Origin of the sequence: Spirosoma agri (assembly GCF_010747415.1) — a bacterium.
Lineage (GTDB): Bacteria > Bacteroidota > Bacteroidia > Cytophagales > Spirosomataceae > Spirosoma > Spirosoma agri.
On the sequence record NZ_JAAGNZ010000001.1, the window covers coordinates 3,525,856 to 3,538,416 of the forward strand.

Annotated in this window: 13 protein-coding genes; 9 read left to right on the plus strand and 4 right to left on the minus strand. The window is 49.6% G+C overall.

Annotated features, from left to right (window positions below; translation table 11 throughout):
* Window positions 1–186: 186 nt before the first annotated feature.
* Entirely contained in the window at window positions 187–585 is a 399-nt protein-coding gene (locus GK091_RS14640; protein ID WP_164039550.1) for a LytR/AlgR family response regulator transcription factor, read from the plus strand.
* 109 nt (window positions 586–694) lie between these two features.
* Here the strand turns inward: GK091_RS14640 and GK091_RS14645 are convergent, their stop codons facing one another.
* Window positions 695–2,191 (minus strand): glycine--tRNA ligase, encoded by a 1,497-nt coding sequence (locus tag GK091_RS14645; protein WP_170312655.1) that lies wholly within the window; start codon window positions 2,189–2,191, stop codon window positions 695–697.
* A gap of 90 nt (window positions 2,192–2,281) precedes the next feature.
* Between GK091_RS14645 and GK091_RS14650 the strand changes: the two genes are divergently transcribed.
* From GK091_RS14650 to GK091_RS14675, 6 genes are all read left to right on the plus strand, one after another.
* Window positions 2,282–3,322: an AAA family ATPase gene (locus GK091_RS14650; protein ID WP_164039553.1), complete on the plus strand. Its 1,041-nt coding sequence runs from the start codon at window positions 2,282–2,284 to the stop codon at window positions 3,320–3,322.
* Window positions 3,319–3,774, plus strand: a complete 456-nt coding sequence (locus tag GK091_RS14655) for a hypothetical protein (RefSeq protein WP_164039556.1) — start codon at window positions 3,319–3,321, stop codon at window positions 3,772–3,774. Before GK091_RS14650 ends, GK091_RS14655 begins: the two co-directional genes overlap by 4 nt.
* Window positions 3,775–3,785: 11 nt before the next feature.
* Window positions 3,786–4,268 carry a methylated-DNA--[protein]-cysteine S-methyltransferase gene (locus tag GK091_RS14660; RefSeq protein WP_164039559.1) on the plus strand — a complete coding sequence of 161 codons (483 nt, stop codon included), beginning with the start codon at window positions 3,786–3,788 and terminating at the stop codon, window positions 4,266–4,268.
* Between the two features lie 6 nt (window positions 4,269–4,274).
* A complete protein-coding gene (locus GK091_RS14665) occupies window positions 4,275–5,312 on the plus strand; it encodes an MBL fold metallo-hydrolase (RefSeq protein WP_164039561.1) in 1,038 nt (345 codons plus the stop codon).
* Between the two features lie 162 nt (window positions 5,313–5,474).
* Window positions 5,475–5,963 carry a hypothetical protein gene (locus tag GK091_RS14670; protein WP_164039564.1) on the plus strand — a complete coding sequence of 163 codons (489 nt, stop codon included), beginning with the start codon at window positions 5,475–5,477 and terminating at the stop codon, window positions 5,961–5,963.
* 92 nt (window positions 5,964–6,055) lie between these two features.
* Entirely contained in the window at window positions 6,056–7,273 is a 1,218-nt protein-coding gene (locus tag GK091_RS14675) for a pyridoxal phosphate-dependent aminotransferase (RefSeq protein WP_164039567.1), read from the plus strand.
* A gap of 177 nt (window positions 7,274–7,450) precedes the next feature.
* On the opposite strand, the gene rpiB is transcribed toward GK091_RS14675, so the two are convergent.
* Window positions 7,451–7,885, minus strand: coding sequence for a ribose 5-phosphate isomerase B (gene rpiB / locus GK091_RS14680; protein WP_164039569.1), 435 nt, complete (start codon window positions 7,883–7,885; stop codon window positions 7,451–7,453).
* Window positions 7,886–8,145: 260 nt separating this feature from the next.
* Here rpiB and GK091_RS14685 point away from each other — a divergent pair, with 260 nt between their 5' ends.
* Window positions 8,146–8,946 carry an LOG family protein gene (locus tag GK091_RS14685; protein ID WP_164039572.1) on the plus strand — a complete coding sequence of 267 codons (801 nt, stop codon included), beginning with the start codon at window positions 8,146–8,148 and terminating at the stop codon, window positions 8,944–8,946.
* A gap of 56 nt (window positions 8,947–9,002) precedes the next feature.
* Here the strand turns inward: GK091_RS14685 and GK091_RS14690 are convergent, their stop codons facing one another.
* Window positions 9,003–10,037 (minus strand): helix-hairpin-helix domain-containing protein, encoded by a 1,035-nt coding sequence (locus GK091_RS14690; protein ID WP_164039577.1) that lies wholly within the window; start codon window positions 10,035–10,037, stop codon window positions 9,003–9,005.
* Window positions 10,038–10,215: 178 nt separating this feature from the next.
* Complete coding sequence (locus tag GK091_RS14695) at window positions 10,216–11,352, minus strand: PQQ-dependent sugar dehydrogenase (RefSeq protein WP_394351868.1); 1,137 nt, start codon at window positions 11,350–11,352, stop codon at window positions 10,216–10,218.
* 355 nt (window positions 11,353–11,707) lie between these two features.
* Between GK091_RS14695 and GK091_RS14700 the strand changes: the two genes are divergently transcribed.
* On the plus strand, window positions 11,708–12,553 hold the full coding sequence (locus tag GK091_RS14700) for a serine O-acetyltransferase (RefSeq protein WP_164039585.1): 846 nt from the start codon (window positions 11,708–11,710) through the stop codon (window positions 12,551–12,553).
* Window positions 12,554–12,561: the final 8 nt, after the last annotated feature.

Here is a 12,561-nt window from a genome sequence, read left to right on the forward strand (position 1 = left end):
CGGGCCTTTCTTTATTGAGCGGGTAGTAACCACTACTCCATAAAAGTCAGGGTGTTAACGCGCATGTTACAAATTTTATAGACCATGTTACAAATGCGTAAGACATTGGTATTCCTCCTTGCTATCATTGCATCATCTTCTTTTCAAGCCGTAAGGTTAGCACCGTTAAAATCAAAAATGAGTCTTATGACCTACGTATCCTCTGTCGTAGCTTCGGCCCGTACCACACCTGTAGAGTGGCCTCCTCTGAAATTATATTTACGGGAAACTGGGCGCCAGTCATTTCCAGTTTCTGATCTGGTTTTCATGCAGGCAGTCGCTAACTACAGCTGGCTGAACTGGATGGATGGTCGCCGGATGCTGATGCCGCGCACGCTCAAATATTACATGCCTAAACTACCGACCGAATGGTTTATCCGGCTACATCGCAACTGCGTTGTGAATCGCCGATACGTTGAAAGGCTGGAGCGTACAGACACAGGCGGACTTGTCCATTTAACAACTGGCGATGTATTACCCGTGTCACGTCGGCGCTGGAGCACAGTTCGGCGGCAGTTGGTCAATAATATGCCACACTTAAACTAATAAAGCGGCTTTTCGCTTCTTGCAACACGACACACCCAAAAAGCAGCGGGCCTAAACTACGTTTAGGCCCGCTGCTTTTTGGGTGAAGCTGATCAACCGGATCAACGAGTTACATCTTCTCCAGAATTCGCTCGATTGATACGTCTTGTCCGATGCGGGCTTTCAGTTCGCTGATTGGCACCCGGATTTGTTCGGTCGTGTCGCGGTAACGGATCGTGACCGTATTGTCCTCCAGCGACTGATAATCGACGGCAACGCAGAACGGCGTCCCGATCAGATCCTGCCGTGTGTAGCGTTTACCGATAGCATCCCGTTCTTCGTAGACAACCCGGAACTCCGATCGTAAACTTTTTACGATTTCCTGCGCTTTTTCGGGCAGACCATCTTTACGAACAAGCGGGAACACCGCGACTTTGATCGGGGCCAGTGCCGGGTGCAGTTTCAGATAGGTACGTTCTTTCTGGTCATCACCCTCGCCGACTGTTTCTTTCGTGAACGCGTTGCAGAAAACGGCCAGAAACAACCGGTCAGCACCAACGGATGTCTCAACGACGTAGGGAATGTAATTGCCGAACGGTTTGCCGGTGGCCGGATCAACGTCGTTATCGAAATACTGCTGCTTTTTACGGCTCAGCTCCTGGTGCGATTTCAAGTCGAAATCAGTGCGGGAGTGAATACCTTCCATTTCCCGGAAACCAAACGGAAACTGATACTCGATATCCACGGCGGCATTGGCATAATGCGCCAGTTTCTCGTGAATATGAAATTTGAGCTTCTCCGCCGGAAGGCCCAGCGCCTTGTGAAAGTTCAGACGCGCATCACGCCAGCGTTCGTACCACTCCATCTCGGTGCCGGGCCGAACGAAGAACTGCATTTCCATCTGTTCGAATTCGCGCATGCGGAAGGTAAACTGGCGAGCGACGATTTCATTCCGGAACGCCTTACCGATCTGCGCAATTCCGAACGGAATCTTCATCCGACCCGTTTTCTGCACATTCAGGAAGTTCACAAAAATACCCTGTGCCGTTTCGGGGCGCAGGTAGATCAGACTGGCGTCTTCGGCCAGTGAGCCGACCTGCGTTGAAAACATCAGGTTAAACTGCCGCACCTCGGTCCAGTTGTCGGTTCCCGAAATGGGATCTTTGATACCTTCTGCAATGATCAGGTTTCGAACGCCATCCAGGTCTTCGTTTCCTAACAGACGAGCCAGTTCTTCGCGCAGCGCTTTGCCCCGCTCTTCGTCACCACCGGTTTCGTAAGCTTCGGCTTTAAGCTCAATGAGCTGATCGGCGCGGTAGCGTTTTTTCGAATCGCGGTTGTCGATCATGGGATCATTGAACGAATCAACGTGCCCCGATGCTTTCCAGGTGAGTGGATGCATGAAGATCGACGCATCGATGCCCACCACATTGTCGTGGAGTTGCGTCATTGCCTTCCACCACACTGATTTGAGATTATTTTTCAGTTCGACGCCATTTTGACCATAGTCATACACGGCTTGGAGGCCATCGTAGATTTCGGAAGACGGAAATACGAAGCCATATTCTTTGGCATGGGCGATAATATCCTGTAAAGAGGTCGCCGGAGAAACTTTCACTTCTGTCATAGTCAGTTACTGAGACCGCAAAGATAGGGTTTACGCTGAAAATCCCCGAAATTGGCTAACTTTCGGCAGTAGCTTTGCCAATAAACACATATGCTGATCAACTCACTCGCCCTAAAGAATTTTAAGTGCTTCGAAGAACTCGACGTAAAATTTGCCCCGATTACGCTACTGACGGGTGCAAATAGTAGCGGAAAGAGTTCGCTGATCAACGCCATATTGGCCGTATTGCAAACAGAACAATTTCCCTTTTACTTGTCACCTAATGGCAAATATGTAAACATGGGGAGTTTCGAGGAAATGGTTTATCAAAATCAAGCAAACAGAGCTTTCGATATTTTTATCGAATTCACAGGAGACGATGCCGTCTTTGATACAAGATGGTACCGCAATAGCTCCAATAATTTACCAAGGAATATATATGATCTAGATCCGTCTTTCGTGCCGGATGATTTTGAAAAAGATTTTAATTATTTAGGTTCTTTCAGGCAGCCACCAGAAAGAACTTACTATCAAAAATCAAAAGCTCAACAGAAAGTAGATACTGATGGGAGTGGATACATTGACCAAATTATTGAATGGGAAGAAACAGAACATTTAAAGTTGGAAGCTTTAAATGGAATAATGAGCCAAATAGAGCTTTTCACGGAAATACAGTCAACCAAGTTTAAAGGTGGCCGATTTGATTTGAACGTAAAAACATCTGTAAATTCTCGTTTTGCTTCCCTAACTGATGTCGGGTTTGGCATTAGCCAATTCTTACCAATTATTGTCGCTGATCTTCAGCTATCAAATAAATCCTGCCTTGCTATTTCCCAACCCGAAATTCACCTCCATCCAAAGATACAAGCCCAATTTGGCGATTACTTAGCCAATCAAATCAAGTCAACTGAAAAACAGTATATCGTTGAAACTCATAGTGAATATTTGCTCAATCGTATTCGACTTTTGTTAGTCACAGGCGAATTGAAACCGGAAGATGTACGAGTACTTTATTTTGAGAATGACGGTGTAAAAAGTACAGTTCATGATGTGGAGTTTACCACCGATGGTCAGATCAAAGGTGCACCACAGGGCTTCTTCGACACGTATGGAATTGATGTAATGAATATCGCAATGAATGCTTTAGGATGATAAAAGATTTATTCGTTGATAATAACGTTGCCAAGAATTTTAAGAATCCAGCCGACCCCGAATATCAAAAATTAATGAAGTGGCTATTTACGGAAGGTCATCTGGTGCTTACCCAAAAACTACTTTTGGAGTATCACGCCAGTAATCAGGGAAATTTTGGGCAGAGTATTATTTCAATCATTAATCAGTTGACGATTGACGGTCGGTTAGTTAAAATATCTACGGAGGAAATGAAGGCCCTGACATTCCCTAAACGCCTTGACGAAAAATGTCTGAAACTGAACAAGGATTACTGGCATTTGAAAGCCATTCTTTTATCCAATCGGAAAATAGCCATCATCATTGATAAAGCTTTCCGTGATGCCGTCAACAATCATCCAAAAGTTGATGGTGTCCAGGCGTGCGCCGTTGCCCGACCAGAGGAAATTGACTACGAAAATCTAGCGGTCTGAATTCATTCTGTATGACCACAACCACGTTTGACTCTCCGCTCGGCCTGGTTCGTGTTACGGGCGATGATGCCGGCGTTACGGCTATAGCCTGCATGGACATCACAGCCGATGAACCTGCGCCAGTCTATTTACCCGAACCCGTTGAACAGGCAGTTCTGCAACTAACGGAATACTTTGCCGGAACGCGCCAAACGTTTGATTTTCTGATAAATCCGGTTGGCACTACGTTCCAGCAGACTGTCTGGAAAGCCTTGCTCGATGTACCCTTTGGTACAACACGTTCGTATCTGGCCCTGACCCGGCGCATTGGCGACGAGAAAGCGATTCGGGCGGTAGCCGCTGCCAACGGCAAAAATCCACTCTGGATCGTTGTGCCTTGCCACCGCATCATTGGGTCCGATGGGTCGCTGACGGGCTATGCGGGTGGGCTCTGGCGCAAACAGTGGCTGCTCGAACATGAGCGGGGTGGTACCGGACAATTGTCTCTGTTTTAATTTCGAATGACTAGATCACACTTAATGCTTGCCGGTTGGCTTACGTTGACGATAACGGCCTGTGCACCGCGCTACAAAGGCCCGGTAACGGATCACTTTACCGGTAAAAAGTTTTTCAACCCCGCTATGCCCGAACGAACATCGGGTGGGCTACTGAAGTGGCTGTTTAACCGGGACAAAGGACCGTGGCCCGATCAGCCCGATGCCTTTGTCGGTCCCCGACCAGCCACGCGCGTTGAGGGCGATAGCCTGGTGGTTACGTTCGTGAACCATTCAACGTTTCTCCTCCAAACGAACGGACTAAATATTCTGACGGATCCGGTCTGGTCGAAGCGCGTGGGCCCAACGTCGTGGCTGGGCGTCAAACGCAAGCGTCCACCGGGTTTGCGCTTTGAGGACCTACCGCCTATCGATGTAGTGTTATTGAGCCATAATCACTACGATCACCTCGACCTTCCCACGCTCAAAAAACTCGTTAAAGCGTATAATCCGCTGTTCATCACACCACTTGGCGTATCCCACCTTCCCAAATCGGTCGGTGGTCGAACAAGCCGCGAAGTCGACTGGAACGATACGCTACGGGTCAATGACAAGCTGCTGATGACCTGCACACAGGCGCAACATTTCAGTAATCGGGGCATGGGCGACCGGGACGAAACGCTCTGGTGCGGCTATCTGCTCCATACGCGTTTTGGCACGATCTATTTCTGTGGCGACAGCGGCTACGGTCCTCATTTCAAACGCATTGCCGAACAGGCGGCCCGTAGTCCAACGGGGCCGATCAAACTGGCGCTGTTGCCCATTGGTTCGTATCGGCCCGAATGGTTTATGGCACCAGTCCACGTATCACCAGCGGGTGCTGTGCAGGCGTTTTTGGATACGAAGGCGGAACGGGCTGTGGGTATTCACTTCGGCACGTTTCAGCAGGGCGACGATGGGTTGTTTGAACCCGCCGATGATCTGCGAAAATCCCTTCGCGAAAAAACTATTCCCGAAAGTCGGTTTTTAGTACCCCAGGAAGGGCGGGCTATTACGTTTAAATAAGAGCATTGTAAAAAAGTAGCCGGTTTTTCGTAACGTGGACATCCTGTCCGCTTAGAATGAATAGTGTATCGATACGATGTGCTTTTTAGTGATGCGTTCTATGCTTTTTTGTAATCTTGTCCGTCATTCCGGCTCACTTTACGTAGCTTAAACCTACTCTTCGTGAAACAACAGTTGCTATTTATCTTCTTCGGTTTATTTTTTATCGGCTTTATCAGTGCCTGCTCCAAAGAAAGCGAGGTTCCTGTCGCTTCGGGACCTATCGTTGGCCAATGGGACATTAACCGATACGTCGTCTCGAACCTACCGGCATCGTACTCCACACTGAACGGCACGATCAATAGTAATCTCGGCACGGACACCTACACCTTCCGAATTGATTCTACGTATTCGGAGAGCTATTCGTCCTCGAACGGCAACGCAAAAGGTACCGAAGAGGGCATGTGGTCACTTCGCGATTCTGTACTGATTATGAGGCCGCTAACCTCATCCAGCCAGGTTCCGGCGCCTTACATACTCAAGTACGTTTCAGCGAACGGTGAGATCTCGACCGGTCCGCGTCAGACGTCCGGGAGCGTAACTAACCCGACTACGCGCGTAACCGAAACGGTTAGCTACTCCCTCGAATTCTTCTACAGAAAACGGTACTAATCGCTGTTCACTGGCTCAACTCAACAACAAGTTCGGGCGGCACCGCATCGACTTTAGTTGATTTTGGGATGATCGCCTTGTAGTTTTGCAGGATGGATGAAATATTGAAGAGTGATCGGCTTACGCATTTAAAATACGACATCAGGGGGCCGGTTTACGAGAAATCGCTTGAGCTTGAAAGTCAGGGCTATAAAATCATTAGTCTGAATATTGGCAACCCGGCCACGTTCGGTTTTGACGCCCCTGACGAGATCGTTCACGATATCATCCTCAATATTCGCAATGCGCAGGGGTACTCCGACTCGCGTGGGTTGTTTGCCGCCCGCAAAGCGGTGATGCACTATACCCAAAATATCGGTCTGCCAGGTATCACGATCAACGACATTTACATTGGTAATGGTGTCAGCGAGTTGATCATGCTGTCGATGCAGGCGCTGCTCAACGAGGGCGACGAGGTCCTGATCCCGACACCCGATTACCCGCTCTGGACGGCCTCGGTGGCCTTTTGTGGTGGAAAACCCGTGCATTACGTCTGTGACGAAGCGGCTGGCTGGAACCCCGATCTGGCCGATCTTGAAGGCAAAATTACGCCCCGCACGCGGGCTATCGTTGTCATCAATCCGAACAATCCGACGGGCGCCGTTTACGACAAATCGGTACTGGAAGGAATTGCCCGCATCGCCGAGCGGCATAAACTGATCGTCTTCTCCGACGAGATTTACGACCGGATTTTATATGACGGAACCATTCATTACCCGATCGCCAAAATGGTCAACGATACCCTCTGCATCACCATGGGTGGCTTATCGAAAAACTACCGGGCCGCTGGGTTCCGGGGTGGCTGGATGATTATGAGCGGGGCACGGCACCGGGCTAAATCGTATATCGAAGGACTTACGCTGCTGGCCAGTATGCGGCTGTGCGCTAATGTGCCGACACAATATGCGATCCAGACAGCACTTGGTGGTTATCAGAGTATCAAGGATTTAGTTATTCCTGCCGGGCGACTTTACAAGCAGATGATGCTCGCGTATGACCGCATGACGGCGATTCCGGGCGTGTCGTGCGTGAAGCCAAAGGGCGCGTTGTACATTTTCCCGAAACTCGATCTAAGCCAGTTTAATATTGCCAACGACGAGGCATTCGTCTACGATTTATTGACCGAACAAAAAGTACTGGTCGTAGCTGGAACCGGCTTTAACTTTCCGGACAAAGATCACTTCCGTATTGTGTGCCTACCCACTGTGGACGAATTGACGGTAGCCCTTGATCGTATTGAAGCCTTCCTCGAAAGCCGCCGAAAACTTTGACTGGTGGGTCTTCCACTCTTGCTATACCAGAGCCATGCCGTATCTCGAGGATACGGCATGGCTGAAAAGCACACAAAACCACGGGCAGACGCTCACTTTTTGGTTAAAGTAAACACGCCGGATTTATCTCAGCCAAGACATGCCGTATCCTGAAGATACGGCATGTCTGTTTTCAGCTTAGCAGGAAATCTTTCCGACCCGTTGTTGGTGGCGACCTCCTTCGAACTCGGTGTTAAGAAACAGTTGAACGGCCTGAATGGCATCTGCCAGTGAAATAAAGCGTTCAGGCAGGCACAGCACATTGGCATCGTTATGTTGCCGGGTCAACTCGGCAATGGCGGGTTGCCAGACCAAAGCCGCCCGCACCGCCTGGTGCTTGTTCGCCGTCATCGCGACGCCCTGCCCGCTGCCACAAACCAGAATCCCACACCGGGCCTGCCCCTTTTCGACGGCTAATGCAACGGGATGGGCAAAATCAGCATAATCTGCCGAGTCACTGGAGTACGTTCCGAAATCGGTTACGGTGTAATTGCGATCTTCAAGCCATACTTTAATCGCTTCTTTGTAGGTAAATCCGGCGTGGTCGGCGCCGATAGCAATGCGTTCAGGCATAATGATTTAAGGTAAATAGACAGATAGAACAGTGGGGTAACTAGTCGTTAATTAATCGTTCGATCAGTAATTGATCGCCATGATCCATTTAACGCCATCCAAACGAAACGTTTTGACAAAATTATTCGTTATTTGACTCCGCCCGAATAAAAAATTCGATTCATTTCGTTATGTCTCGCCTTTTAATGCACGTACAGGGTGGCTAATTTGTTTATAAACCAAGTGAGTACGTTTCGCGCCCACTGCCTTTTTTTACATTGATGGAAGAGACAAAGGAAAATGTTCACCGCTCTGAAACGCAGAGCACCGAACGCATTACGCAGGATTTACCCAAGCGCGACGAGTTACTTCTTACCCCCGACGAACTACGTATCAAAGAAGCGTTTCAGGATCGAAACTGGAGTGAAATTAAGGTAGCCGATTCATGGGTCATCTTTAAGGTCATGGCGGAGTTTGTGGAAGGCTTCGATAAACTGGCTAAAATTGGCCCCTGTGTGTCCATTTTTGGCTCGGCCCGTACCAAGCCCGACAATCCATACTACAAAATGACGGAAGAAATTGCGGCCAAACTGGTTCGTCATGGCTATGGCGTCATTACGGGTGGTGGTCCCGGCATTATGGAAGCGGGCAACAAAGGCGCGTTTGAAGAAGGCGGAAAATCGGTTGGCCTAAATATCAGACTACCCTTCGAGCAACACAGCAATATTTACATCGATCCCGACAAGAGCATCAACTTCGATTTTTTCTTTGTCCGGAAAGTGATGTTCGTCAAATACGCTCAGGGGTTTGTGGTGATGCCCGGTGGCATGGGTACGCTCGATGAGCTATTCGAAGCGATGACCCTGATCCAGACCCGCAAAATTGCCCGTTTCCCGATTGTATTGGTTGGACGGGCGTTCTGGACCGGCTTGCTCGACTGGATTCAGGAGGTGATGCTGGGTCAGGAGCATAACATCAACCCAGAAGATATGAAGCTGGTTAGTCTTGTCGATACACCGACCGAAGCCGTCAAAGCAATCGATGATTTTTACAGCAAGTATTTGCTGAAGCCTAACTTTTAATTGACTTTTTGGCTGGGCCGGGCTGTCGCTTGGCCCAGCCAATTTGTAGCTACGCGTTATGTTGGCCAGGCATCGATCAGCCAAAACTCGATGTACGGCGTAATTTTCTCAATTGTCTTCGCATCCAGAATCCGGATCGGCTTCAGTGACTCCGCTGATGAGTAGGCCCCGTGCTGCTCCCGGTATCGGACAATGACTTCAGCCTGCCGACGGGTTAAAAAAGGGTGCCGGTCCAGTTCCTCGGCACTGGCGGTATTAATCGGAATCCGACGCGGGGTGGACTGAATCTTACCGAATTTCTGCAACTCCTCCAGCGCCAGCGAATCGAGGCCGTAGATATCCCGGAACTGTTCGGGCGCAACGAATCCGCCGAGTGCGTCCCTGAACTTGATAATTCGACCGGCCAGTTTGGAGCCGATGCCTTTCAACGCAATCAATTGAGTCGTGTCGGCGGTGTTGATATCAAACGGCTGCACTGCGGGTTTTGCCGGTCGTTCGGCAAAGGCAGGACGATTACTCGCCTTGTACCCATCAGACGGGTATGGCTTCCCGGCGACAACGGACTCGCTTGTCCGATCTGTCGAAAATTTTTCCGACGATGGACGATCCGCGAGTTTCACGTATGGCTCCAGTTGTTCGTATAAATCAGGCGGAAAATCGTATATCCGGAGCAGATCTTCTTTCTTTCGAAATTTCCCGCCTTTGCTTCTGTATTTGTCAATCCGTTCGGCCAGCCAGCGTGGCAAACCCAACTGCTGCCAGCCGACGATACTGACCGTATTCGGATCGAACGCGAACAGTTTGGGTTCCGTAAATCGCTCAGCCGTGGTTTTGTCTTTCTCGGGTGTACTACCGAAGGCGGGCTGTCTGGCTTCCTCCGCTTTCATAAGCGCCACCAGGCTATCGAGTTTGCGCTGATCGGCAGCTGATGTAGCTGCGGTATCCGCCGATTTTCGACTGTTGATATACCGGTACAAAAACGGAATGCTCAGACAGAGCAGGGTGAGAATGAGCAGGACGATGAATCCCCTCGACTCGCGGTGGGAAAAGCCGAAGTAATCGCGGATGAGCGACTGGAAACGATTGATCATGATGGCAGGTACGGTGGCAAGTGCAGGCCAATGTACGTAACCAAATCGACACAATCAATTGACAAAATTAAAAAGTATGTCCATTGCTATTGCCCCTTCTTCGACAGGATTACATGAACAGACCGGATTCCAGTTACCTGAAAATCCGGTCTGTTCATGTGGAAAAGATAAATTGGTCTTACTCGCTAATGAGCTTCAGGATTTTTCCCGCACCCAGGTCGCATAGATACAATTCGTGCTGCTTATCTTCCCCAAAAGCCGATATGGAACCTGCTCGCTCCACCACATTCTGGTTCGTAGCCGTCTTGTTTCCGGTCTGTGTCAGCGCCCACACGCGTCCACTGGCATAATCCGCGTAGATGTATTTACCCCGCAACGAGGGAACTCGCTGACCGCGATAGACTAGTCCGCCCGTTACGGATACGTCACCGTTGCGATGGCTGTATTCCCAGATTGGTGCGATCAGGTCTTTAGGCGCTGGATTGTTTTTGTCATTGTAATCGGCCCGACCTTCTTTGATACGCCAGCCGTAGTTGCCGCCTTTCGTGACAATATCAATCTCTTCGAGTTCGTTCTGACCAACATCGCCAGCCCACAGTTGTCCTTTTTCATCGAAACTCAAACGCCACGGATTACGTAGGCCATACGCATAAATTTCTTCGCGCAAACCTTCTTTGTTGCCCGTGAATGGGTTATCGTCAGGAATACCGTAATTTCCTTTCTGCGTGCTGTTTACATCGATACGCAGTATTTTGCCGAGCCAGCTGCTTCGATCCTGTCCATTGTTTTGCGGATCGCCCCCACTGCCGCCATCACCCGTCGACACGTATAGATAACCATCAGGTCCGAACAGTACTTTGCCGCCATTATGGTTCGAATAGGGCTGCTTGAATTTGAACAGGATAACTTCGGATTTCGGATCGACCTGTGAGGCATCAGTCGAAGACGCCTTAAACCGACTGACCACTGTTTCGCGGGGATTGTTCTTGGTGTAATTGACGAAGAAAAAACCGTTCTCGTTGAATTTCGGGTGAAAAGCCAGGCCCAACAGGCCCATTTCACCACCGTAGCCGACATTTTTGCGAATGTCCAGGTAGGTCTGGGCGGAGGTGGCGTTGGTGTTATTCTCGAACACCTTGATGCGCCCTTCCTGCTCGACCACAAACACACGGTTGCTGCCATCGTTGGCATACGTGTACTCTACGGGCGACTCGAATGTTAATTTTGGATACGCGTTGACGGCGCGTACGGAAGGAGCCTTTTTTTCCGTTGTGAAGAAGGTTGGCAAAATACCAGCCTCTTCTACATTGCTCATCGCGTTTGCTGCGACATTTGTTTCGTCTGGCTGACAAAGTGAACCAACGAACCAGGAAAATCCGGCTGTGGCGACTAGTGAAACTGTCAGTACGTATATAGCCTTAGTAAACATGGCCGTTCATCTATAGTTGTTGAGTAAAACGATTACAGATCAAAATCAACACCAAACTGGCCGTACGAACTTTACAGTACGTAATTTGTTGTGATAGTAACAAAATACCTTCGTTTATGAACGTAATCAGCGATCGGCGCTCGTTTAGGCTGCTGTAGCCTTTCCTCATTACGGGGCAATAATTCTACTTTTCTCACCTTGTATCGCCAACGTATCCGTATCGACATTTGCCTGGACTCTTATGATTGTTGCTAATTCGTCTTTCCTCGATCACCTACAGGCTCAGCGGAGTCAGTATCGTTACAAACTCCCATCCCGGCCTGAGGCCGGTCGCTTCATTGATCAGCTGATGCGGCTGCTGTTTCCGGTGACTCAGGATTGTCAGTCGGCATCGCAGCAGATTGAGGAAACCTACCAGAAGCTCCACCAGCAGCTCATTCATTTATTTCAGCCCTTGTCGGCAACCTTACCAGCTAGTCCTGACGTTATTACGGATCAATTTTTCGAGCAATTACCCGCGATTTATGACAACCTGCTGCTCGATGCACATGCCATCGTTGACAACGATCCCGCAGCGATTGGGATCGAAGAAGTCGTAGCCGTATATCCGGGGTTTTACGCCATTGCGGTCTATCGCATTGCCAATGAACTGCTCCGGTTGAACGTCCCGCTCCTGCCCCGCATGCTGACCGAGTATGCGCACGGACATACGGGAATCGATATACACCCCGGTGCGCAGATTGGCCGTTCGTTCTTCATCGATCACGGTACGGGCGTCGTCATCGGCGAAACGACGATTATTGGTGATAACGTTAAGGTCTATCAGGGCGTGACCCTGGGCGCGACGCACGTGGCCAAGTCAATGGCGCAGAAAAAACGGCATCCGACCATTCAGAACAACGTTGTGATCTACGCAAATGCCACTATTCTGGGTGGGCGTACCGTTGTCGGTCATGACTCCGTCATTGGCGGTAACGTCTGGCTGACCAATAGCGTTGAACCGTATTCACTGGTTTACAATCAACACCAGACCGACGTTCGGCTGAAGCCCCTTGACGATGGCGAACCGATCAATTTTGTCATCTGATTGACGAC